Below are 22,838 nucleotides of genomic sequence, written 5' to 3' on the forward strand. Positions count from 1 at the left end.
GATTGCACCTTCATCGGATGTTAAATCACCGCGCGCTAGGGTTGTGACATTCGAAATCGCGTGCGGTGCAGAGGGTGATGGTGTCAGGACCCGGACAGGCGGAAGCCAGCGCAGAGATGGAGTTTGGTGCGATCCGCAGGGTGCTGGTCGTGGATGACAGCCGCCTGCAACGGCGCATTCTGGTCGCATCCCTCAGAAAATGGGGGTTCGAGGTGATCGAGGCGGACGGCGGTGAAGCCGCCATTGCCTTATGTGCCGAAAGCCTTCCGGATCTGGTTGTCAGCGATTGGGTCATGCCGGGGATGAGCGGGCTGGAATTCTGCCGCACCTTTCGGGCGCTGGGCGGCGATCAATACAGCTATTTCATCCTTCTAACTTCCAAAAGCGAAAAGCAGGAGGTCGCGCGCGGGCTGGATGCCGGTGCAGACGATTTTCTGATCAAACCGCTCGAGGCGGATGAGTTGCGCGCCCGTATCTCGGCCGGGGCACGCATTCTGGATATGCAACGCGAACTGTCGGAAAAGAACCGTCTGATCGAAAACGCGCTGAACGAGTTGAAGCAGGCCCACGATGCCATCGACAAGGACCTGATGCAGGCCCGAAAAATCCAGCAGTCACTGGTGCCCGAGTTCAGCCGGGAATTCGGCAATTCCCGGGTCAGCCTGCTGCTCAAACCTTGTGGTCACATTGGTGGTGACCTTGTTGGCATGTTTTCCCCCGGCGTCAATCGTCTTGGGTTTTACAGCATTGATGTGTCCGGGCACGGCATCACTTCGGCGATGATGACGGCGCGCTTGGGCGGGTATCTGTCCAGCACACATTTCGATCAGAACGTGGCGATGGAGCGTCGGTTCGACAAGTTCTATGCCCTGCTTCCACCGGAACAGGTCGCTGCAACGCTCAACTCACGCCTGATGGCGGATGCCGGTGTCGAAGAATATTTCACGATGGTCTACGCCATTGTCGATCTGCGCAACGGCCATGTGAAAATGGTGCAAGCAGGGCATCCGCATCCGCTGCTGCTGCGCCAAGATGGCAGCGCTGAGTTTCTGGGTGAGGGCGGTTTGCCGATCGGCTTGCTGCCGGATGTTCACTTCCAACAGACCGAACTCTACCTCAAGCCCGGCGACAGGCTGATGCTGTATTCTGATGGGTTCACGGAATGCCGTCTGGCCGATGGCGGTTTGCTGGACGAATCCGGATTGCAGCAAATGGCGCTGGGGTGTGCGTCGGACCGGGCAGGAAGCGAGTTTCTGGACGACATGTTCTGGCAGCTCACCCAGGCAGTTTCGCCCGGCGAAGGCATGGGCGACGATGTCTCTGCCGTTTTTTTTGAGTTTAACCTTTGTTAGATCCTGTTAAAATGAAGTCTGGCAAAGTGCCGATCGCCGCCGTTGCCCAACATCTCAACCGCGTCAGCGCCATGCATCCACAATGCTTCGTGAAAGGGTTCGCTGGGCGGGCCCATGCGGCGCACGGGCCTTGCGCGATAGATCAGGCAAACCTTTTCAGCCCACAGATCGTATTCCGGCATGAACGTGTACCGTCGGAACGCGCCGATGCGCCGGGGCGCGGCGATTTGCCAACCTGTCTCCTCGTAAACCTCGCGGTGCAGCGCAGTGATCGGGGATTCGCCGGGATCGATACCGCCACCGGGTAACTGAAGGTCCGGCCCAGGTTCGGTCTGGCAGGTCAGCAACAGGTGCCGGCCTCGCGGCAGCAAACCGTAAACGCCCACCCTGCGTATGTACTTGCGCCCCGGTTCCGGGGTTTCACCGAACCGTCTGATCATGTATGGCCCCTTACAACCCAATCTGTTCGACCTATATGGTGGCGGTATGCCAACCCGTGGCGTGTAAGGAAACCCCATGTCTCTTGGAACGAAAATCGCGTGGGACGACACCGTCCTGCCCTTTCAACTCGATGTATCGGATATGCGCGGCCGCGTGGCCCGTCTGGATGGCGTTCTGGACGGCATCCTGAAACAGCACGACTATCCTGAAAAGGTCGAGGCATTGGTGGCCGAGATGGCCCTGCTGACCGCGCTGATCGGCCAGACTGTTGCGTTGCGCTGGAAGCTTTCGCTGCAGGTACAGTCCAAGGGTGCGGTGCGGATGATCGCAACGGATTATTACGCGCCTCAAAAAGAGGGTGAGCTAGCCCGCATCCGCGCTTATGCAAGCTTTGACCGCGATCGGCTGACCGATGCCGCGCCGTTTGATCAGGTGGGCGAAGGCTATTTCGCGATTCTGATCGATCAGGGGAAAGGCACACAGCCCTATCAGGGCATCACACCGCTGGCCGGCGGTTCGCTCAGCGCCTGCGCCGAGGCATATTTTGCGCAATCCGAGCAATTGCCAACCCGGTTTTCGCTGAGCTTTGGCAAATCGACCGAACCGGGCGTGGGGGAACACTGGCGTGCGGGTGGTGTCATGTTGCAGCATATGCCCAAGGCCTCGCCCTTTGTGGCAAGCAGTCAGGGCGAGGGCGAAATCCTGACAGCGACGGATCTGGTCGACGGCGAAGAAGGCGAAAACTGGGGCCGGGTCAATATCCTGCTGGATACGGTCGAAGATCTGGAACTCATCGGGCCTTCGGTGGCACCCACGGACCTGCTGATCCGCCTGTTTCATGAGGAACAGCCCCGCGTTTATGACGCGCAAGCCGTGCAGTTCGGCTGTACCTGTTCCGAGGACCGCGTGCGGCAGAGCCTGTCGATCTATTCCGCCAAGGACATCGAAAAGATGACCACGCCCGAAGGTCTGGTGACGGCTGACTGCCAGTTCTGTGGCGCACATTACGTCCTTGACCCCGAAACCGTGGGTTTCGATGCCAAAGAGTCCGGCGGTGCATGACCTGACTGAACAGCTCAGGGCGGCCCTGCGCCGACCGGGCGGTGGGTCCAGCGATTTTGACCTGAACCCGGATGCGGTTCTTCCGCCGGGGCGGAAACTGCGTCCGGCGGGTGTGCTGGTGCCAATTTCGCTGGTCGGAGACCAGCCGCGCCTGATCCTGACCAAACGGTCGTCGGCCCTGAAACACCATCCCGGGCAGATCGCCTTTCCGGGTGGCAAGCAGGACGGTGACGATGCCGACGTCACTGCCACGGCCCTGCGCGAAGCCCGCGAAGAGATCGCGCTGCCACCTGAACTGCCCGAAATCCTGGGACACCTGCCCGTGCATGAGACCGTGACATCGTTTCAGGTGACACCGGTCGTCGCCATATTGCGGCGGCCATTCACCCCGATCCCGGAACCCGGTGAGGTGGAGGAAGTTTTCTCGGTTCCGCTTGCACATGTCCTCAACCCTGCGAATTATATCGTGGAATCACGTCGTTGGCGGGGCCAGAGACGGCACTATTTCACAGTTCCGTTCGGTCCCTATTACATCTGGGGCGCAACGGCCCGCATGTTGCGGGGATTGGCAGCACGGTTGAATGAATGAAGCGGATTGTTGAACCCTGGGTTACGGAACCGGCAACGCAGAATGTCTGTGCGGCCCTGACAGAAGCCGGGGCGCAGGCGTTGTTTGTCGGTGGTTGCGTGCGCAACGCATTGTTGGGCGAACCGGTGTCGGATATCGACATCGCCACAGATGCGCCGCCGGAACGGGTCATGCAGCTTGCACGGCATGCGGGCCTCAAGGCTATCCCTACCGGGATTGATCACGGAACCATCACGGTTGTTTGTCACGGCATCGCGCATGAAATCACCACGTTCCGCCGGGACGTGCAAACGGACGGTCGCCGGGCCGTGGTGGCATTTTCGGATAAGGTGGAAGAAGACGCCGCCCGCCGTGATTTCACCATGAATGCGATCTATGCCGCCCCGGACGGGACGGTTCTTGACCCGTTGAACGGCCTGCCGGATCTGAAGGCGCGCCGGGTCCGTTTTATCGGAACCGCCGAACACCGCATTCGCGAGGATTACCTGCGATCCCTGCGCTTTTTCCGGTTTCACGCCTGGTATGGCGATCCGCAGGCCGGGTTCGATCAGGATGCGCTGGCGGCGATTGCGGCAAACCCGGACGGGCTGCGTCAACTGTCGCGCGAACGGGTCGGGGCCGAGTTGCTGAAGCTGCTGGCAGCCCCTGATCCCGCACCGTCGGTGGCGGGAATGCGAAGTACCGGCGTTCTGATGCAAGTGCTGCCCGGGGCGGATGACAGATCACTGGCGCCGCTGATTGCACTGGAACAGCAGGCTGGCGCGTCCCCTGACGCAGTGCGCAGGCTGGCAGCCATTGCAACACCCGAAGACGCCGCGACCCTGCGCCTTAGCCGGGCGCAACTGCAGCGGCTGACCCGAATGCGGGAAGAGGCCTCGGGGACCGCAAGCGTGGCCGAGTTGGGTTATCGCTATGGCGAAGATGGTGGATTGCATGAAACCCTGCTGCGCTGTGCGTTGCTGGAACAACCGTGGTCGGATGACCTGAAACAGCAGTTGAAAGCTGGCGCGGCGGCCCGTTTTCCAATCGGTGCAACGGACCTGATCCCCGATTTTTCCGGGCCCGCACTGGGCCAGAAACTTGCCGAACTGGAGCGCCGTTGGATCGAGTCGGGCTTCCGGCTAAGCCGCAAAGAGCTGCTTGCCGATTAGCGCGAGGTCTCAAAAAGGGATGACAAGTCAAATCGTTTGTGGTTACTTGCCCCTGTCACATGGATGGAGGAATGCGAATGTATTACGGGATCTGGTTCGGCTAAAGCCGGAACACTTTGACCCGTAAGGGTGGTGTTCTGGCGCCATCTTTCTTCGCACGCCCCTAGTTTATGCTCAATCGGAGCACTCTCCATGTTTCGCTATTTCGAAAACCTTGTTGACCCTTTTGTCGCCTATACCGAGACCGACACACCGCCGACGCGGCTGTGGCCATTCATGCTGGACTATTCGAGCCCGTTCTACAGGATCTTCATCTGGACGGCGCTGATTTCTGTCATCGTGGCCGGGGTCGAGATCGGTCTGATCTACTATATGGGGCGCGTCGTGGACCTGCTCAGCGGATCGCCTACCGAGGTTTGGCAGGCGCATGGAACGGAACTGATCCTGATGGCGGTCTTTGTCTTGTTCCTGCGGCCTTTGCTGCATGTGGTGGACGTGCTGTTGCTGAACAACGCAATCCTGCCGAATTTTGGCACCCTGATCCGGTGGCGCGCGCATAAACACGTGCTGCGCCAGTCCGTTGGCTGGTTTGAAAACGACTTTGCCGGACGTATCGCAAACCGGATCATGCAAACCCCTCCGGCTGCTGGCGAGGTGATTTTTCAGGTCTTCGACGCGATATCCTTTTCGCTGGCCTATCTGATCGGTGCGGCAATCCTTCTTTATGCGGCAGACGCGCGTCTTCTGATCCCGCTGCTGATCTGGTTCGCGCTCTATGCAGCTCTGGTCCGGTGGACCGTGCGGCGAGTGCAACCGGCGTCAAAGGCGGCGTCTGATGCGCGCTCGAACGTGACCGGGCGGGTGGTGGACAGCTACACCAACATTCATTCGGTGAAGATGTTCGCGCACGATACGCAGGAGCTCGACTACGCCCGCGAAGCGATCGAGGAAACGCGGCGGACCTTTCAGATCGAGATGCGGATCTTCACCGTGATGGATGCCGTTCTGGTCACGCTGAACGGTCTGCTGATCGTCGGCGTTGTGGGCTGGGCCATTTCCCTGTGGATGCAGGGCAGCGCAACGGTCGGTGTGGTTGCCGCCGCCACCGCCCTGACCCTGCGGCTGAATGCCATGACCGGCTGGATCATGTGGGCGCTGACCAGTTTTTTCCGCCAGCTCGGTATTGTTGCCGAAGGGATGGAAACGATTGCGCAGCCCATCGACCTGCTGGACGCACCGAAGGCCGACGATTTGCAGCTGACCAAAGGCCAGATCGAAATCCGCGACCTGTCCCATCACTATGGCCGTGAAACCGGTGGTCTGGATCACGTCGATCTGACAATCCGCCCGGGTGAAAAAATCGGCCTGATCGGGCGGTCGGGGGCCGGGAAATCGACCCTGGTCAAGCTGCTTTTGCGGTTTTACGACGTCGAGAGCGGTGCAATCCTGATCGACAATCAGAACATCGCCAACATCACGCAGGACAGTCTGCGCAGCCACATCGGCATGGTCCAGCAGGACAGTGCGCTGTTGCATCGATCGGTGCGGGACAACATCCTCTATGGTCGACCCGACGCCACGGAAGAGCAGATGATCGCCGCCGCCAAACAGGCCGAGGCGCATGACTTCATCCTTGACCTGCAAGACCCACAAGGGCGCACAGGCTACGATGCCCATGTGGGTGAACGCGGCGTGAAACTAAGCGGCGGTCAGCGGCAGCGGGTCACGCTGGCGCGGGTGATCCTGAAGGACGCGCCGATCTTGTTGTTGGACGAGGCGACTTCTGCCCTAGATTCCGAGGTCGAAGCCTCAATTCAGGAAACTCTTTACGGCATGATGCAAGGTAAAACCGTAATCGCCATCGCCCACAGGCTCAGCACCATTGCGCAGATGGATCGCATTCTGGTGATGGATGGGGGCCGGATCGTGGAACAGGGCAGGCACTCTGAACTGCTGTCGCAAGGCGGGCTTTACTCGCAGTTCTGGGCGCGGCAGTCTGGCGGCTTCCTGAACCCAGAGGCTGCTGAATGAGGCTTGCAAACCTCATCGATCCTTTCAAAGGCGCTGACACGCCCCCTCCGCAGAGGTTGGGGGCGTTCATTCGCTGGTGCCTGGCGGGGTCCTGGTCGATCCTGTTTGTGGCGGCGTTCCTTTCCATGCTGGGCGGAGCAGCAGAAGTGGCCACCGCGTGGATACTGGGAAAGGTGATCGACATTGCCACCACCAGCGGGCCGGAGAACCTGTTTGAAGAACGGAATCTGTGGGCCTTCGGTGGTGCCGCAATCTTTTTGATGCTGTTGCGGCCGATCATCGCGGCCTTGTCGTCCTTCTCGAACAATTACGTTGTGATGCCCAACATTACGCCGCTTGTTCTGGCCCGGTTGAATCGTTGGACGCTGGGCCAATCGACGACCTATTTCGACGACGATTTTGCCGGCCGGATCGCGCAGAAACAGATGCAGACGTCGAATGCCATGGCGTCGGTGGTGTCGGATGTCATCAGTGCAATCGTTTTTGCGCTGGCCTCGCTTGCGGGATCTTTGCTTTTGTTAGGGTCAATTCATCCGCTGGTCATGCTGCCTTTTGCCGGATGGCTTGCGGTGTATCTGCTGTTGATCCGATGGTACTTGCCACGCATCCGCCTGCGTTCGGCCGCGCGGGCAGGAGCCCGGGCAATGGTGTCGGGGCAGGTGGTGGATACCATCACGAACATCAAGACGGTCAAACTGTTCGCCCATTCCGACAACGAGGATCAGGCCGCGCGTGACGCCATGATGACCCTGCGCGAAAAGTCGCTGGATTTCGGTTGGCTCTCGGCCAGTTTCCGATCCATCCTGATGGCGTTGGCAGGCGTGTTGCCGGTGCTTTTGCTGGGAGCCACACTTTGGTTGTGGCAGGCAGGCTTTGCCACGGCAGGCGATATCGTCGCGGCAGGCGCGGTGTCGATCCGCATCGCGCAGATGACAGGCTGGGTCAGTTTCACGCTGATGGGCCTTTATGCCAATGTCGGCGAGATCGAGAATGGCATGAAGACACTGACCAGGCGGGACCGGATCGAAGACCGCAGCGGCGCAACACGTCTGAACGTCACCAAAGGGCGCATCGCTTTCGAAAACGTCAGTTTCGCCTATGGGCGGGATATCGGCGGGGTTGCAGATCTGAACCTGACCGTCGCGCCCGGCGAAAAGCTGGGTGTGGTTGGTGCCTCGGGGGCCGGAAAATCGACTTTGGTGTCCCTGCTGCTGCGGCTTTATGACCGGGAAGAGGGCGCGATCCTGATCGATGGACAGGACGTTTCTAAGGTGACGCAGGACAGCCTGCGCAGCCAGATCGGGATGGTCACGCAGGAAACGGCGATGTTCAACCGCTCGGCCCGTGAGAATATTCTGTATGGCCGGCCCGACGCCACGGAACCCGAACTGATCGCCGCCGCGCGGAAGGCCGAAGCGCATGAATTCATCCTCGGGCTTGAGGATGCGCAGGGTCGAACCGGTTATGAAGCGCATCTGGGGGAGCGGGGCGTCAAGCTTAGCGGTGGTCAGCGCCAGCGAATCGCGCTGGCCCGCGCCATTCTGAAAGATGCGCCGATACTGGTTCTGGACGAGGCAACCTCGGCCCTGGATTCCGAGGTTGAGGCATCGATCCAGGCCGCCTTGCATCGTGTCATGCAGGGCAAAACCGTTCTGGCCATCGCGCACCGCCTGTCGACCCTGATCGAGATGGATCGAATTATCGTGCTGGATCATGGACGCATCGTGGAAAGCGGTACCCATGAGGCGCTGTTGGAGCAGGGTGGGCTTTACGCCCGGTTCTGGCACCGTCAGTCGGGCGGCTTCATTCAGGCCGAAGCGGCGGAATAAGGCGCAAAGCGTTCAGTCAGGGGTTTTGTTGCGGGCGCAGCCCCGGTATCAGGCCACGCATGACGCAGAAATTCACCATCACCCGTCTTGGCCATCAGGGCGACGGCATCGCCGAAGGCCCGGTCTACGCGCCGCGCACCCTGCCGGGAGAAGTGGTCAGCGGGACGTTGCAGGGCCAGATTCTCGGCGATATCCGCGTGGACACCCCATCGGAAAACAGAGTCAAGGCGCCGTGCCGCCACTACAAAGCCTGTGGCGGATGCCAGTTGCAACATGCAGCCGACAGTTTTGTCGCGGACTGGAAGGTCGAAGTGGTGCGCAACGCACTGGCAGCACAGGACCTGAGCGCGCCCATGCGTCCGATCCATACGTCGCCGGAATGGTCGCGCCGTCGGGCAACAATCGCGGTGCGTCGAACGAAAAAGGGAACGTTGGCCGGGTTTCACGGGCGCGCTTCGGACACGATTACCGAGATCCCCGATTGCCAGTTGCTCGACCCGGCGCTGGTCGCTGCCATCCCCATTGCCGAAGCGTTGGCCGTTCTGGGCGGCAGCCGAAAAGGCGTGCTGGCCGTGACGCTGACATTATCCGAGGTCGGCCTGGATGTATCCGTTCAGGGCGGCAAGCCGCTGGACGGCTCGCTGGAACTGGCGCTGGCGCAGGAGACTGAGGCATACGGGCTGGCAAGGCTGGCCTGGGATGGAGAGGTGATCGCCATGCGTACGCCTCCGTTCCAGAGGTTTGGTCAGGCGGAAGTCACCCCGCCGCCCGGCGCATTCCTGCAGGCCACCAAGGACGGAGAACAGGCTCTGATACAGGCAGTTTTGCAGGCCACGCAGGGCGCGAAGCGCGTCGCCGATCTGTTTGCGGGTTGCGGTACGCTCTCGTTACCGCTTGCGGAACAGGCCGAGGTTCACGCCGTCGAAGGCGAAGCGGCGATGACCAAGGCGCTGGACCAGGGCTGGCGCAAAGCCAAAGGCCTGAAACGGATCACGACCGAGGCCCGCGATCTGTTTCGCCGACCCCTGATGCCGGATGAGCTCAAGTTTTTTGACGCCATTGTGCTGGACCCGCCTCGTGCGGGCGCGCAGGCGCAGGTGGCCGAACTGGCGCAGGCGCTGCGTCCGGTCGTGGCCTACGTGTCCTGCAACCCCGTGACCTTTGCGCGGGATGCAAAAATTCTGGTTGATGCCGGATATGCCCTTGAATGGGTACAGGTCGTTGACCAATTTCGGTGGTCGTCACACACCGAACTTGCCGCGCGGTTCACTTTAGGCCCAGCACAATGATCAGACCGGAGATATTCACAATGGGGATCACCCAGCGCCTTTCGACTGTTATCGAAGCCCCGGCATTCGGGCGTTTCATCACCGGTGTCATCATCTTTAACGCCGTCTTGCTGGGCATGGAAACTTCGCCCAGTCTGATGGAACGCGCAGGCCCCCTGATCGTGACGCTGGACAGCTTGTGCCTGACAATCTTTGTGGCCGAGATTGCCATGAAGCTTGTGGCAACCGGTCGGCGGTTCTTTCAAAGCGGCTGGAATATTTTCGATTTTCTGATTGTGGGTATCGCCCTCATTCCGGGTGGTGCGGGCCTGTCAGTGCTGCGGGCGCTGCGTATCCTGCGGGTTCTGCGTGTCATTTCGGTGGCCCCGCGCCTGCGCCGCGTTGTCGAAGGGTTCATCTCGGCGCTTCCCGGCATGGCCAGTGTGTTTCTGCTGATGGCGATCCTGTTTTATATCGGCGCCGTTATCGCGACCAAGCTGTTCTCTCAGTCTTTCCCCGACTGGTTCGGTGATCTGGGCCTGTCCGCCTATACGCTGTTTCAGATCATGACGCTGGAAAGCTGGTCGATGGGCATCGTCCGCCCGGTGATGGAGGTCTATCCCTACGCGTGGATTTTCTTTGTGCCCTTCATCATGGTCACGACCTTTGCCGTGGTGAACCTGCTGGTCGGTCTGATCGTCAACTCGATGCAGGATGCCCACCATGCCGAGGATGAAGTCAAAACCGATGCCTACCGCGATGAGGTTCTGGAGCGTCTGGAAACCATCGAGCGCCACCTGACCAGGCAGTTGAACAGCAAAAAGTGATTTCAAATTTCGCGTTTTCTGGCATAATCATCGCAAAAAAGCAGAAGCAGGCAGTGAATATATGGATCGTCGAGTATTTGGATTAGGGGCGATGGCGACGCTGGCCCTTTCGGCATGTGCATCCGCCAACCCGAAATTTCTGACATATCGCGGACCCGAGGTGACGTCGCTGGTCGTCAACAAGGGCGCGCGCAAGCTGTATCTGTTGCACAACGAACGGATACTGAAAGAATACGATGTCGCGCTGGGCTTTGCGCCCCAAGGCACCAAGACAAAACGCGGCGATGGCCGCACACCCGAAGGGTCGTACCTGATTGACCGCCGGAACCCGCGCAGCCGCTATCACCTGTCGATCGGGATTTCCTACCCGAATTCGGAAGACATTGCGCAGGCCAAAGCAGCAGGCGTCGATCCGGGCGGTGACATCTTCATTCATGGTGAGCCCAGCCTCAGGTCTGAAATCCGCCGCTCCCGTAAGACGCCCGACTGGACGGCAGGCTGTATCGCCGTAAAAAACAAAGAAATCGAAGAGATTTACGCGATGGTGAACAAAGGCACGCTGATCACCCTGCGCCCCTGATCCTAGACCGGTTTCCAGTCTCCAAACCCGAATTGCTGATAGTCGCGCTGGTAGGTTTCAACCGCCAGCGCTTCCAGTTCTGTGTCATAAATCTGATCCAGCGCGTAGGGGGTGTCCGGCGCACATGTTGCCGGTTGGGGCGGCGAAGGATGGCCCGTTTTACGCGCCAGTTCCGGCAGGGCGGCGGCCAGTTCATCTTCCCGCAGAATCAGATCGGGCAGCGCAAAGGCCGACATCCCCTCCAGCGCCTGCGCCTGACTGCACCAAACGCCGTCCACCCGAATGGACGTTTGCCCGGACAGATTGTGGTGCAGGAACTTCAGAAAGGCCGCAAACGCCTGATAGTGCTGTTCCAAGGGGTAATTACCGTCGCGGATCTGGCCGGGAATGGGCAGTTTGAAGCGGTTGCGCAGGGTATTTCGGATGGAAGCATAGGCGCCTGGATCGGTACTCAGAATCTTTGAACAGAACGCGGTATGGGCCCGCGCCAAAGGGTGGCGCAAGACACTGAATTTGCGGTGTCCGGGGTTGGCCTCCAGCCATTGCCGGATTTGCCTGCGATTGCGGTTCGTGACCGGCGCGCTGCCATCAAGATCGGCCATCCATGTCGTCACCGCGTTGTCGTTTCCGCCGCGCAAGGGAAGATACATCAAAGGTGTCCGGGCGGCAGTGACGTATTGGCCTACTGCCGGCCCGCGGCGCGGCTCGAATCCCGGGTTACGATGCAGGTTGAACGCGTCCATTCCGGACAACGCCTGTTCCAATTCCTCCGGGTTTGAGACTTTGGACAGGGCCGGGCCGGGATTCTGGGGTTTGAGCGTGTCGTCTAGGGCCGTCAGCCGCGCCTGTACCCCAAGCCACGATGCCAATCCGTTCAGAATATCCAGCCGGTTCAGATCGTCATAGGCCAGAAAAAATGCGGTCTGCCCGGTTTTCTGCAGCCGGTTCAGCAGCATCAGTTGAAATTCCTGCTGCTGATCCATGTAGTCCGAGAACTCTTCAGCCTGAAACGTGACCAGAGCATCGCGGCGGCGCTTTATGTTCTTCAACTGCCATTGCATGGTCTCCCGCGCAATTTTCAGTGAGATGTAGCTGTCCAGCGGATTTCGCGTCAGAACAATCTTGGCACAGCGCGGGTCGCTCAGCGCAGGCTCCAGCACGCGGGGATCGTGCCCCTGAAAATAGCGAAACCCGTTCAGTGCGCCGGGGGCTGCTTTGATGGCGTCTAGTAACAGGTCAGGATTTTGGTCGCGTTCGTCCAGCGAAACACCCAGCAATTCCTCGGACTTCAATCGGCCGATAAAATGCGGGTTGAACGCTTCTCCGTGGCAATTCACGCCCTCCAGTGCGTTCAGATTGGCTTCCAGCAGGTTGGATCCCGTGCGCATGGCGCCAAGAACGATGAAGTAATCCCAGGGACCGGACATGGCGATTTACTGAACCAAATAGGGTTTTCGGAACGGTTTGGTCTGGCTGCCAAACACGTCGTCTACCGGGAAATCGCCCATCAGATACGGGTGCATTCCCTGGTTCTTCAGGTTTTGCAGGAATTGACCGAAGCCGGACAGATCAACCATCTTCGGCGCCTCAATCAGGTGGCTCGGTTGCTGGGTTCCGATCTCGTCTATCACCTCATGCAGCGCCTCGATCGGAGATTCGACAAACTCTGCCAGACACCAGGTGCGCACCCGCGCCTTGGTCCAGACCGAGGTCAGAACCTCAAGCTGCTTGCTTTCGATCTGTTGCAGGCGCGCGGCCTCGTTGCGGATATCGGCGAAGTTCCGGTTCGACCGGAACAGAGGAATTGCCCAGGCTCCGGTGATCACTGAAATCTGTGCGTTCTTGTCGCGCGCCAGAAACCAATTGATATCCTGCGTGTCCGCCGGGCCGAACTGGAAACACTGTCTTTCGCCGCGAGTATTCCAGATCAGGTTCGACAGGAAAGCCTTCGAGTTGTAGTCGCGCAATGTGGCGCAATCGCTGAGTGCGCCGTTCGTAATTGTCTGGTCACCCGCAAACTCTGCCCGTTCAGGGCCGAACACATGACCATGTACGCGTGTGATTGTTGTGTTTTCCAGCCAGGTTTCGAAATCTTCAAAAAGGTCGGAAAAGCCCTGAAATACCGAATATGGAAACGACGTCAGGCCGTTTTCGCTGCCATGTCGGGGAAACCGGCTTTGCATGTAAAGCCCGTCGCGCCCGCGCATGCGCCGCTCGACCGCTTTGGAAAACACCCGGTCGATCTTGCCCGGATTTGGCTCGGCCGGTTTCATCGCCCCAGCTTGATCGGTCAAAAACGACTGATACAGCCGGTCGGCCTTCCACCAGATCTTGCGGGCCACAAAACAGTCCGAACGGCGCAGCAATTGCAGGTGGTCATCATAGAATATGTGCGGCCGACCCTGAAAGTCGAACTTGGACAAGGTCAGCGAGCGGCTTTCGATATGCGTTGAATAGAGCCTTGCGAGCGTCTGGAAATAGCTTTCATCGGGTATCCAGACGCGGCGGAAATAGCGGTCATACACGGGGCGTTTGGGGTCCTGCAGGATGGCCGACAGGGTCTGCCGGGTCAGGCACCACCACTGGCTGCCCATATGCGGGACCAGCCCGTCCGGGATACGCCGCCGCAAGCCCAGGGCGCGTTGAAGTTTGACGTAAGTATCAAACAATTTGCGGCGCTTGCGCCAGGAAAACGGGAATCGCAGGGTGAACCGTTCATGATCCAGACCGCCGATGGTCCAGCTGACATCGGCGGTGGTCGCGCTTTCGATGAAATCGACGCGCGGGCGGTCCGACAGATAGTCGATCAGCTCCTGCACGGGCCGCAGGGGCAGACAGGCCCCGGACGACAAAAATACGTGACGCACATCCGGGAACTGTTCAAGCATCAGCGTCGCCGCGCATTGCGAGGCTGCGACGATGCCCCAGCCGCCCCATTCGCAGGCATGCCGGTCCGAGAATACAATCAGGGGATTGTCGGCGCAGGCCTCGGAAAACTCGGCAAATGCCTGGTCGGAAACCTTACGATCCACGTGGATCACTACCGGGCAGCCGGACGTTGTCCAGTGGCGCGCGACCTGCTCGGCACGGTCCAGTGCTGTATGCACCAGCATGACGACGCCCAGACCGCTCATGCCCAGTTTCCTTTCGACAAGAGGCCCAGAATCTCAAGCTGTCTCCAGTTGATGTATTTCTCGGACCAGTCGCACCAAAAAACCGGTTTGCCTTCCAGTCGCTGGGCATAGGCCCGGTACTCGCCCGAGCCGCGATAATGCTGGCCGCGGTGCAGTTCTTCGCGCGCCTTGTCGCCCAGAGTGTTGATCAGCTTGGCATGCAGCAACGCGCCGCTGGCCTTTTCACCGCCCCATTCGTCATAGACCTGGTTCAGCCCGCGCGGCAGCAGGGAATGGGTCGAGCTGACATAGACATACCGCTTGTCCCATTTGACCAGCGGTATTTTGTTGAGCGCCGGAGCTTTTGAGGGATTGTCCTGAAAGAACACCCGCGCGCGGGGGCCGCCCTGAATCCACAGATTTCCATAATCGGGGTTTCGGGTAATCATGTAGTTGCCCGAGTCGAACCAGTTCGCGATTTCGAACGGATCCTGCCCTTCTTGATATGGCGCCTCATCGACCGGACCTTGCGGGTACATGTCGATCAGCATGGTGCCAAAGCTGCGCACGGCACAGCCATCCAGCCAGTCCGTCAACGCGCGGATCGGGCGGGTGTCACAAAACGGGTAAATGAAGAACTCATCCGGGTCGACCGTCAGGACCCAGTGATCGGGCGCGTATTTGCGCAGCAGGTAGTTGGACCAGTCCAGACCAAAGGATGCGCGCTTATAGCTGGCCTCGGCCTGCCAGACGGACACATCCGGCTGCGCCTCAAGAAAGGCGCAGGTTCCGTCATCGCTGTCGTTATCGACAAACAGGAAGTGATTGATGCCCAGGTTGCGATAATAGTCCAGAAAGAACGGCAGCCTGATCTTTTCGTTGCGCACAACGCTCATCAGCAGGACATCGCCACGCTGTATTTGCGCGGTGTTGTTCGAAACCGCGCGCAACTCACGCCGTTTACGCACACAGCGTACCAGACGGCGCTTGCGCCGAAGCCTCATTCTATATGAATCCAACAGGCTCACGCGACTGCCCAACCCTTATTATTACGCGAGCAGGCCCGGGGCCTGTTCAAGCCTGAGTGGATCCGAGCCATTGCCGTTTTATGCCACCTATGCATCTTGCGAGGCAACGGGTTTAAAAGTTGTTAGCCGGGGGCGTTGCAATTCTGTCGGGAAGGCGGCAATTCAGTTCCAGCCCCCGTCATTTATCAGCCCCAGCGCTCGCAATTGCTGCCATCCGGCGTAGTGCTCTGATCGCTCTGTCCACATGACAGGTTGCGCAATTATGCCATCGTAATATGGCCCGAATTGGTCCGGATCATGAAAATGCTGACGCCTGGTCTTCTCGGTTTCGGACCTGTCGACGACATCCGGCAGGAATTTGGTGTGCAGCAGGATACCCGAGGCCGCAGTCCCCCCCGGGCCGTCATAGGTGGTGTTCAACCGGCGCGGCAGCGCGGAATGGCACGAGTTTACAAAGGCATAATGCCGGGACCAGCGTACCAGAGGGATCTTGTTCAGCGTGGGCGACCGACGCGGGGCATTTGAGAAAAACATCCTCTCGCGGGCTCCGCCCTGCACCCAAAGATTACCCAGCGGGCTTTGGCGCTGCGCCCGGTAGGGACCGTTGTCGAACCCGTCCAGCACCCGGATCGGGTCGGTCTCGGGGTCATAGCTTTGATCCCCCAGCGGCCCTTGCGGATACAGATCCAGCATCAGCGCGCCAAAGGCGTCTTGCCTGTGCGACTCCAGCCATGCGGTCAGATCATGTAGCGATCTGGTCTCGTGATGGGCGTAAATCAGCAACTCGTCCGCATCAGCCATCAAGGTCCAGTGCCCGTGCCCGTATCGCATCTGCAGCCAGGTCAGCCAGTCCAGGCCAAACCGTGCGGCACGGTAGCTGGCCGTCGTGTTCCAGACCGAAACATCGGGTTGTTCCAACAGATATTCGGTCGATCCGTCGTCGCTGCCGTTATCGACGATCAGAAAATGATCCACGCCGAGGGTTCGGTAGTGTTCAAAAAACCACGGCAGCCGCGTCATCTCGTTGCGCAGTGTGGTAAAGGCCAGAATATCTCCCTTACCGATTTTCTCCGTCCGGTCCTCAAGACAGGACAGCTGGCGGCGGCTTCGGAATGAGCGCCACAAGAGCCCGCGGCGTTTCAGCCGCAACCGGTACATCTGCGCCCAGCCAATGGGTGGCAGATCCTGAACCGGGTGCGCGGTCACATGACCCTCATTTCTCGTAGTGTCCGGTCTGGTGCCAGCGCCATGCGTCCCGGACAATCGTCTCTAACGTTGATCTTTTCGGCCGCCAGCCCAGTTCCTGTTCCGCCCGGTCCGAGCCCGAAACCAGCCGCGTACAATCCCCGGCGCGACGGGGCCCGATCGTATAGGGCACTGTTCGGTTGGTGACCGCGCCGGATTGCTCGATCACTTCCATCACCGAAAACCCCGACCCGGTCCCCAGGTTGAACACCCGGTTGCCTTTACCGTTTTCCAGCCATTTAAGCCCCAGAACATGGGCATCCACCAGATCGCAGACATGAACGTAATCGCGGATACAGGTGCCGTCCGGCGTATCGTAATCGGTTCCGAACACGGTCAGACCATCCCGCTTACCGTCGATGGCATCCAGCATCAGCGGCACCAGATGGGTTTCGGGCCGGTGAAACTCGCCAACTTCCGCGTCAGGATCAGCTCCTGCAACGTTGAAATAGCGGAAAATGACGTGATTCAGCCCGTGCGCGGCCCCGAAATCATGCAGAATATCCTCAATCGCGCGTTTCGAGGAGCTGTAGGCATTCACCGGGTTCTGTGGCGCGTTTTCGTCCAGCACCACATTGTCCTGATCGCCGTAAGTGGCACAGGTCGACGAAAAGACGAAATCCAGACATCCGGCTTCGACGGCTGCTTCGATGAGGTTCAGCGAACCGGCGACATTGTTCGCCCAGTATCTGCCGGGTTGCACCATCGCTTCGCCCACCTGGCTGAGAGCAGCAAAGTGCATCACCGCAGCGGGACGGTATTTGGCAAACACCTGTTCCAGCCTGCTTCGGTCCAGCAGATCACCATGCTCGAACGGCCCGAATTTAACCGCGTCCTGCCAGCCCGTAACCAGATTGTCATATGTCACAGGCGTATAGCCTGCGGCAGCAAGGGCCTTGCAGGCATGCGACCCGATATATCCGGCGCCGCCGGTGACAAGAACAACTGTCATGGGTGATCCAATTTCCGAACGTCAAAAAACACTAGGCCATGAAAGGAGGCGGTGAAATGGGTAAAAATGTTCAATCCAACCCCATAGCGGCCATCATTTCTTCGATCTTGGGCACGTCCTGCGGGTTGTTCAGTTCCCAGAACTGGCGGCCCTTGGCCTCAACCTCCACGCACAGAACCTTGCGGCCGTTCTCCATGAACCGAAGCTGCTCCAGTCCTTCCAGTTTCTCCAGCGGCCCCACCGGCCAGTCGGGATAAGCGGCCAGCGCATCGGGTCGATAGGCATAAACACCCACGTGATGGAACACCGGGGTTGGCTCGTCACCCGCATAAGTGGCCGTGGTAAAGGGGACCACCTCTTTCGAGAAATACATCGCGCTGTGATCTGCACCGAACACGGCGGTTGTGCCGCCGACCCTTCCGTTCCTGCGATCATTCAGCAGGCTGTTCAGCGCATCACCGTCACAGCACAGGACCGGCGTGGCCACACCCGCGTCAGGGGCCGTACGTAACCCCGTGATCAGATCTTCGACGAACCAATGCGGTGTCAGCGGTGCGTCTCCCTGCAGATTGACGACGATCTCGTAACCCGAACCCAGATTGGCATGGGTTTCGGCGCAGCGTTCCGTGCCGTTACCGCAAGTCTCGGAGGTCATGACCACTTCCGCCCCAAACCCTTCGCACACGTCACGAATGCGGTCATCGTCTGTAGCCACTACAACGCGGTCCACGCCGGACACCGAACACGCAGCGCGCCAGGATCGTTCGATCAGGGTCATGGACACGCCACTTGCACCGGCCAGCGGCACCAGCGGTTTGCCCGGATAGCGGGTCGACGCGTAACGGGCGGGGATTGCGATCAGTACAGACATCAGGCTTCCTTCAGTTCCACACCCGGAGCGTAGGCAATGAAGAACGGATTTGCATAGTCTTCCTTGCCATAGGTCAGCGGTGAATGATCGTCGAAGCGAACGACCTTGCCCCCGGCGCCGGCCAGAACCGCGTGTCCGGCGGCGGTGTCCCACTCCATCGTGCGGCCAACCCGTGGATAGATGTCGGCCTCGCCAGTGGCCACAAGGCAGAACTTGAGCGACGAGCCGGCGCTTTTGCTGTCCTTCACCTGATATTTGTTGATGTAATCCTCGGTCGCCTGGTCCCGATGCGATTTCGAGGCCACGACCAAAAGAGCGGAATTGTCCGGTTCAGACACTGAAATTGGCGTAACGTCCCCGATAATGTCCATCTCAAGCGCACCTGTTTCTTCGACCGACCGGCCATCGGCCTGCGTGTAGAACATGCGGCCCCGGGCAGGTGCATAAACAACGCCGCGCGTGGGAACGCCGTTTTCGACCAGCGCGATATTGACGGTGAAATCACCTCGCCGGTTGATGAATTCCTTGGTGCCGTCCAGCGGGTCGACGATCAGGAACGTGTCGCCCTTCTGCGTGTGCGAGGCCGCCTGTTCCTCGGTCACCAGCAGGACGTCGGGAAAGGCTTCGCGCAGACCGGCCGAGATCAGGGCATCTGCCGCCTCGTCCGCTTCGGTCACGGGGCTGCTATCGGATTTGACCTTCACGTCGAAATCATCCGCCTCATATATCTGCATGATCTTGTCCCCTGCTTGCAGGGCAAGGCGTCTGATGACGGGAATTAACGCGTCGTAGGTCACAAAAATGCTCCGTTCCTGGGATTTGTTGATCCAATGTCCTGTTGGACTTATGATGTGACGGTTACGGAACGGCAAGAATTTCGTGCCAGTTTTTGGGCAAAGAAGCAGGAAAGACGCGTCGGGTGTTTTATTACAAGCGCAACCAAACGCTTTTGGGCGGTGCCTTCACCACGGCGGAACTGGTGTTTCACGCCGTCGTGCGGCAGATACGCTCGCAACATTCGAATGCTGTTATCGCGATTTTCATCAACATCATGCAGATCGTCATTCTGGCCACGGTCTTCTACCTGATCCTGTCATTCATGGGGGGACGGATTGCCAAAATCCGCGGCAACTTCGTGCTTTACATGCTGTCGGGCGTTTTCATGTTCATCATGCATGTAAAGTCGGTATCCGCGATTGCCGGTATTGCGCCGGGGAACAATCCGATGATGCTGCATTCGCCGATGAATCCGATGATCATGCTTTTGGCGGCGGCCTTCGGCGCGCTTTACACGCAGCTCGTTTCAATACTGGTGATCCTGTTCGTGTATCATGTCGCGGTTGAACCTTTGGATATTCTGGACCCAGGCGGCGCCTTCGGAATGCTGATCCTGTCTTGGTTTGTGGGATGCACGGTGGGATTGAACCTGATGGCCCTGAAGCCGTGGTTTCCAAGGACGGCGGAGATGTTGAAAAACATCTATCGGCGTCTGAACATGGTGTTCTCGGGCAAGATGTTCGTCGCCAATGCGCTGGGCGGCTATATCCTGATGATGTTCGCCTGGAACCCGCTGTTTCACATCATCGACCAGGCCCGGGGCTTCATTTTCCGCAACTATTTTCCACGGAACACAAACTGGGAATATGCCTTGTGGGTCGGCATAGCGCTGCTGATGATCGGGCTGTTGGGTGAGTTCTTTACACGCAAACACGTGTCTCAAAGCTGGGACGCACGCCGCTAACGGGCCACCCGCAGAGTCAGGTTGATCCGCCCGCCTTTTGGCAAGAGTTTGGAAGATCCGAAGCGGATGCGATCGATCCCGTGATAAGTCAGCCGTGCTGGCCCGCCCATGATGACAACGTCGCCCGAATTCAGCCAGATCGACTCGGTCTTGCCGCCTCGGGTGGTGTTGCCGATCCGAAAAAGCGCATCATCCCCCAGCGAAACCGAAAGAACCGGCCAGGAAAAATCGGCCTCGTCCTTGTCCTGATGCAGACCCATTCGGGCGCCTTCCCCGTAATAATTGATCAGACAGCAATCGGGGTCGCGTTCACTGCTGGCAAGGTCGTGCCACAGGTTCAGGATCGGTTCGGGAATGTCGGGCCAGGCCTTCCCTTGCGGGTGCTGTGTTTGATACCGGTAGCCATCCCGGTCCGTGACCCAGCCAACGGCCCCGGCCGAGGTCATGCGCACCGACATAGCCTTGCCTTGCGGCGTCACCGGCCGCACCAGTGGCGCCGCTTTCAGAATCGGGCGCAGCGTTTCGATCAGTTGCGTCTGGGCCGATGCATCCAGCCAGCCCTTTCTGATGTCGAATCCGCGCAAAATCAGCCGGGCCATCCCAGAATCCTCAATCCTTGCCAAAACCTTGCCGAAAAAGGCCACAAAATCCCGAAAACCTGCGTTTTACACCGCTTGCAGGCCTTTCGTCGCGCCCTTATATACGCCGGGACGCGCAATGGTGTAGGGCCATTACGCAATGCAGATCGGGGCAGGGATGCCATAACGGGTCCCGGCCTCGGGACATCGCCTTGAAGAGAAAGGGATTGAAAATATGGGTAAAGTAATCGGGATTGACCTTGGTACCACAAACTCGTGCGTGGCCATCATGGACGGCTCGCAGCCGAAAGTCATCGAAAACGCCGAAGGGGCGCGGACCACGCCCTCGATCGTCGCCTTCACCGAAGATGAGCGACTGGTCGGTCAGCCTGCAAAACGTCAGGCGGTCACCAACCCCGACAACACGATCTTTGGCGTCAAGCGTCTGATCGGTCGTCGTGTGGATGATGCCGAAGTCGAAAAAGACAAGAAAATGGTGCCGTACGCCATCGTTGATGGCGGCAATGGCGATGCGTGGGTCCAAGCCCGCGGTGAAAAGTACTCCCCAAGCCAGATCTCGGCCTTCACTTTGGGCAAGATGAAGGAAACCGCCGAGAGCTATCTGGGTGAGGAAGTCACGCAGGCCGTCATCACCGTTCCGGCATACTTCAACGACGCGCAGCGTCAGGCCACCAAGGACGCGGGCAAGATCGCCGGCCTGGAAGTGCTTCGGATCATCAACGAACCCACAGCTGCCGCGCTGGCCTATGGTCTGGACAAGAAAGACACTCAAACCATCGCGGTCTATGACCTTGGTGGCGGTACTTTCGACGTGACCATCCTGGAAATCGACGACGGCCTGTTCGAGGTCAAGTCGACAAACGGTGACACCTTCCTGGGTGGTGAAGACTTTGACATGCGCATCGTCAACTACCTGGCGGACGAGTTCAAAAAGGAACACGGTGTCGACCTGTCTGCCGACAAGATGGCGCTGCAGCGTCTGAAAGAAGCTGCTGAAAAAGCCAAGATCGAGCTGTCCTCGACCTCGCAGACCGAGATCAACCAGCCGTTCATCTCGATGGGTTCGAACGGCCAGCCGCTGCACATGGTCATGAAACTGACCCGCGCCAAGCTGGAATCGCTGGTTGGCGATCTGATCAAGAAGTCGATGAAGCCCTGCGCCGCCGCTCTGAAAGACGCCGGTCTGTCGGCTGCTGACGTGGACGAGGTTGTTCTGGTCGGTGGTATGACCCGGATGCCGAAAGTGATCGAAGAGGTCACCAAATTCTTCGGCAAAGAGCCGCACAAGGGTGTGAACCCGGACGAAGTTGTTGCCATGGGCGCCGCCATTCAGGCCGGTGTTCTGCAGGGCGACGTCAAAGACGTGGTTCTGCTTGACGTGACCCCGCTGTCGCTGGGCATCGAAACGCTGGGTGGCGTGTTCACCCGCCTGATCGACCGCAACACCACGATCCCGACCAAGAAGTCTCAGGTCTTCTCGACGGCCGAGGACAACCAGAACGCCGTAACCATCCGCGTGTTCCAGGGTGAGCGTGAGATGGCTTCGGACAACAAGATCCTGGGTCAGTTCAACCTCGAAGACATCCCGCCAGCACCGCGCGGCATGCCTCAGATCGAGGTGACCTTCGACATCGACGCCAACGGCATTGTCTCGGTTTCGGCCAAGGACAAAGGCACCGGCAAGGAACAGAAGATCACCATCCAGGCCTCGGGCGGTCTGTCCGACGAGGACATCGAGAAGATGGTCAAGGACGCCGAAGAGAACGCGGAAGCCGACAAGGAACGCCGTGAACTGGTCGACGCCAAGAACCAGGCGGAAAGCCTCATCCACTCGACCGAGAAGTCGATGGAAGAGCACTCCGACAAGGTCGACCCGACCACCATCGAAGCTATCGAACTGGCGATTGCTGCGTTGAAGGACGAACTGGAAACCGAAAATGCCGACAAAATCAAGTCGGGTATCCAGAACGTCACCGAAGCGGCCATGAAACTGGGCGAGGCCATCTACAAGGCGCAGTCCGAAGAGGCCGAGGATGAACCGGCAGCCGCGGACGCCGCTCCGGGTGATGACGATATTGTCGACGCCGAGTTCGAAGATCTGGACGACGACAAGCGTAACTAACGGGTAACCGGGCCAATTCGGGCCGGTCCGGATACCG

20 protein-coding genes are annotated in these 22,838 nt (G+C 59.2%); 11 read left to right on the forward strand and 9 right to left on the reverse strand.

From position 1 onward, the window contains the following. Positions 1 to 77: 77 nt before the first annotated feature. A complete protein-coding gene (locus ACR0CG_RS04965) occupies positions 78 to 1,352 on the forward strand; it encodes a PP2C family protein-serine/threonine phosphatase (protein ID WP_480523078.1) in 1,275 nt (424 codons plus the stop codon). Here ACR0CG_RS04965 and ACR0CG_RS04970 read toward each other — a convergent pair. After that, positions 1,349 to 1,792 (reverse strand): NUDIX hydrolase, encoded by a 444-nt coding sequence (locus ACR0CG_RS04970; RefSeq protein ID WP_480523079.1) that lies wholly within the window; start codon positions 1,790 to 1,792, stop codon positions 1,349 to 1,351. The two genes, ACR0CG_RS04965 and ACR0CG_RS04970, sit on opposite strands and share 4 nt — an antisense overlap. A 76-nt stretch (positions 1,793 to 1,868) precedes the next feature. On the opposite strand from ACR0CG_RS04970, the gene hslO reads away from it, so the two are divergent. From hslO to ACR0CG_RS05010, 8 genes are all read left to right on the forward strand, one after another. Further along, a complete protein-coding gene (hslO, locus tag ACR0CG_RS04975) occupies positions 1,869 to 2,855 on the forward strand; it encodes an Hsp33 family molecular chaperone HslO (protein ID WP_480523080.1) in 987 nt (328 codons plus the stop codon). After that, complete coding sequence (locus tag ACR0CG_RS04980; protein WP_480523081.1) at positions 2,830 to 3,444, forward strand: CoA pyrophosphatase; 615 nt, start codon at positions 2,830 to 2,832, stop codon at positions 3,442 to 3,444. Before hslO ends, ACR0CG_RS04980 begins: the two co-directional genes overlap by 26 nt. After that, positions 3,441 to 4,595: a CCA tRNA nucleotidyltransferase gene (locus ACR0CG_RS04985; RefSeq protein WP_480523082.1), complete on the forward strand. Its 1,155-nt coding sequence runs from the start codon at positions 3,441 to 3,443 to the stop codon at positions 4,593 to 4,595. Before ACR0CG_RS04980 ends, ACR0CG_RS04985 begins: the two co-directional genes overlap by 4 nt. A gap of 192 nt (positions 4,596 to 4,787) precedes the next feature. Further along, positions 4,788 to 6,626: an ABC transporter ATP-binding protein gene (locus ACR0CG_RS04990; protein WP_480523083.1), complete on the forward strand. Its 1,839-nt coding sequence runs from the start codon at positions 4,788 to 4,790 to the stop codon at positions 6,624 to 6,626. Then, positions 6,623 to 8,455: an ABC transporter ATP-binding protein gene (locus ACR0CG_RS04995; RefSeq protein ID WP_480523084.1), complete on the forward strand. Its 1,833-nt coding sequence runs from the start codon at positions 6,623 to 6,625 to the stop codon at positions 8,453 to 8,455. The genes ACR0CG_RS04990 and ACR0CG_RS04995 overlap by 4 nt, the downstream gene beginning before the upstream one ends. A 59-nt stretch (positions 8,456 to 8,514) precedes the next feature. Next, on the forward strand, positions 8,515 to 9,744 hold the full coding sequence (locus ACR0CG_RS05000) for a class I SAM-dependent RNA methyltransferase (protein ID WP_480523085.1): 1,230 nt from the start codon (positions 8,515 to 8,517) through the stop codon (positions 9,742 to 9,744). Between the two features lie 20 nt (positions 9,745 to 9,764). Further along, complete coding sequence (locus tag ACR0CG_RS05005) at positions 9,765 to 10,550, forward strand: ion transporter (protein ID WP_480523086.1); 786 nt, start codon at positions 9,765 to 9,767, stop codon at positions 10,548 to 10,550. Between the two features lie 61 nt (positions 10,551 to 10,611). Then, positions 10,612 to 11,130, forward strand: a complete 519-nt coding sequence (locus ACR0CG_RS05010; RefSeq protein ID WP_170612703.1) for a L,D-transpeptidase family protein — start codon at positions 10,612 to 10,614, stop codon at positions 11,128 to 11,130. Between the two features lie 2 nt (positions 11,131 to 11,132). On the opposite strand, the gene ACR0CG_RS05015 is transcribed toward ACR0CG_RS05010, so the two are convergent. The 7 genes from ACR0CG_RS05015 to cysQ form a co-directional block, all read right to left on the reverse strand. Further along, complete coding sequence (locus tag ACR0CG_RS05015) at positions 11,133 to 12,557, reverse strand: nodulation protein NodH (protein ID WP_480523087.1); 1,425 nt, start codon at positions 12,555 to 12,557, stop codon at positions 11,133 to 11,135. A 6-nt stretch (positions 12,558 to 12,563) separates the two neighbouring features. Further along, the gene (locus ACR0CG_RS05020) at positions 12,564 to 14,264 is read right to left on the reverse strand and encodes a DUF5927 domain-containing protein (protein ID WP_480523088.1); all 1,701 of its coding nucleotides are present in this window, start codon (positions 14,262 to 14,264) and stop codon (positions 12,564 to 12,566) included. Continuing rightward, entirely contained in the window at positions 14,261 to 15,247 is a 987-nt protein-coding gene (locus tag ACR0CG_RS05025) for a glycosyltransferase family 2 protein (protein ID WP_480523089.1), read from the reverse strand. Before ACR0CG_RS05025 ends, ACR0CG_RS05020 begins: the two co-directional genes overlap by 4 nt. A 186-nt stretch (positions 15,248 to 15,433) precedes the next feature. Further along, a complete protein-coding gene (locus ACR0CG_RS05030) occupies positions 15,434 to 16,477 on the reverse strand; it encodes a glycosyltransferase family 2 protein (protein ID WP_480523090.1) in 1,044 nt (347 codons plus the stop codon). 7 nt (positions 16,478 to 16,484) lie between these two features. Next, a complete protein-coding gene (gene galE, locus ACR0CG_RS05035) occupies positions 16,485 to 17,468 on the reverse strand; it encodes a UDP-glucose 4-epimerase GalE (protein WP_480523091.1) in 984 nt (327 codons plus the stop codon). A gap of 70 nt (positions 17,469 to 17,538) precedes the next feature. Further along, positions 17,539 to 18,339: a 3-deoxy-manno-octulosonate cytidylyltransferase family protein gene (locus ACR0CG_RS05040; protein ID WP_480523092.1), complete on the reverse strand. Its 801-nt coding sequence runs from the start codon at positions 18,337 to 18,339 to the stop codon at positions 17,539 to 17,541. After that, the gene (gene cysQ, locus ACR0CG_RS05045; RefSeq protein WP_480523093.1) at positions 18,339 to 19,136 is read right to left on the reverse strand and encodes a 3'(2'),5'-bisphosphate nucleotidase CysQ; all 798 of its coding nucleotides are present in this window, start codon (positions 19,134 to 19,136) and stop codon (positions 18,339 to 18,341) included. The genes ACR0CG_RS05040 and cysQ overlap by 1 nt, the downstream gene beginning before the upstream one ends. Positions 19,137 to 19,258: 122 nt before the next feature. On the opposite strand from cysQ, the gene ACR0CG_RS05050 reads away from it, so the two are divergent. Then, positions 19,259 to 20,080, forward strand: a complete 822-nt coding sequence (locus ACR0CG_RS05050; RefSeq protein ID WP_170824985.1) for an ABC transporter permease — start codon at positions 19,259 to 19,261, stop codon at positions 20,078 to 20,080. Here the strand turns inward: ACR0CG_RS05050 and ACR0CG_RS05055 are convergent. Next, positions 20,077 to 20,679, reverse strand: coding sequence for an alpha-ketoglutarate-dependent dioxygenase AlkB family protein (locus ACR0CG_RS05055; protein ID WP_480523094.1), 603 nt, complete (start codon positions 20,677 to 20,679; stop codon positions 20,077 to 20,079). The genes ACR0CG_RS05050 and ACR0CG_RS05055 overlap by 4 nt on opposite strands. Before the next feature lie 214 nt (positions 20,680 to 20,893). Between ACR0CG_RS05055 and dnaK the strand changes: the two genes are divergently transcribed. After that, positions 20,894 to 22,801 (forward strand): molecular chaperone DnaK, encoded by a 1,908-nt coding sequence (dnaK, locus tag ACR0CG_RS05060; RefSeq protein WP_321249926.1) that lies wholly within the window; start codon positions 20,894 to 20,896, stop codon positions 22,799 to 22,801. Positions 22,802 to 22,838 lie beyond the last annotated feature (37 nt).

The sequence above is a fragment of the Ruegeria sp. AB8 genome (assembly GCF_056542605.1).

Bases quoted from the DNA above. Each gene is read 5' to 3' on its own strand.
- ACR0CG_RS04965 (WP_480523078.1), top strand. From the start codon at position 78: ATGGTGTCAGGACCCGGACAGGCGGAAGCCAGCGCAGAGATGGAGTTT.
- ACR0CG_RS04970 (WP_480523079.1), bottom strand. From the start codon at position 1,792: ATGATCAGACGGTTCGGTGAAACCCCGGAACCGGGGCGCAAGTACATA.
- hslO (WP_480523080.1), top strand. From the start codon at position 1,869: ATGTCTCTTGGAACGAAAATCGCGTGGGACGACACCGTCCTGCCCTTT.
- ACR0CG_RS04980 (WP_480523081.1), top strand. From the start codon at position 2,830: ATGCCAAAGAGTCCGGCGGTGCATGACCTGACTGAACAGCTCAGGGCG.
- ACR0CG_RS04985 (WP_480523082.1), top strand. From the start codon at position 3,441: ATGAAGCGGATTGTTGAACCCTGGGTTACGGAACCGGCAACGCAGAAT.
- ACR0CG_RS04990 (WP_480523083.1), top strand. From the start codon at position 4,788: ATGTTTCGCTATTTCGAAAACCTTGTTGACCCTTTTGTCGCCTATACC.
- ACR0CG_RS04995 (WP_480523084.1), top strand. From the start codon at position 6,623: ATGAGGCTTGCAAACCTCATCGATCCTTTCAAAGGCGCTGACACGCCC.
- ACR0CG_RS05000 (WP_480523085.1), top strand. From the start codon at position 8,515: ATGACGCAGAAATTCACCATCACCCGTCTTGGCCATCAGGGCGACGGC.
- ACR0CG_RS05005 (WP_480523086.1), top strand. From the start codon at position 9,765: ATGGGGATCACCCAGCGCCTTTCGACTGTTATCGAAGCCCCGGCATTC.
- ACR0CG_RS05010 (WP_170612703.1), top strand. From the start codon at position 10,612: ATGGATCGTCGAGTATTTGGATTAGGGGCGATGGCGACGCTGGCCCTT.
- ACR0CG_RS05015 (WP_480523087.1), bottom strand. From the start codon at position 12,557: ATGTCCGGTCCCTGGGATTACTTCATCGTTCTTGGCGCCATGCGCACG.
- ACR0CG_RS05020 (WP_480523088.1), bottom strand. From the start codon at position 14,264: ATGAGCGGTCTGGGCGTCGTCATGCTGGTGCATACAGCACTGGACCGT.
- ACR0CG_RS05025 (WP_480523089.1), bottom strand. From the start codon at position 15,247: ATGAGGCTTCGGCGCAAGCGCCGTCTGGTACGCTGTGTGCGTAAACGG.
- galE (WP_480523091.1), bottom strand. From the start codon at position 17,468: ATGACAGTTGTTCTTGTCACCGGCGGCGCCGGATATATCGGGTCGCAT.
- ACR0CG_RS05040 (WP_480523092.1), bottom strand. From the start codon at position 18,339: ATGTCTGTACTGATCGCAATCCCCGCCCGTTACGCGTCGACCCGCTAT.
- ACR0CG_RS05055 (WP_480523094.1), bottom strand. From the start codon at position 20,679: ATGGCCCGGCTGATTTTGCGCGGATTCGACATCAGAAAGGGCTGGCTG.
- dnaK (WP_321249926.1), top strand. From the start codon at position 20,894: ATGGGTAAAGTAATCGGGATTGACCTTGGTACCACAAACTCGTGCGTG.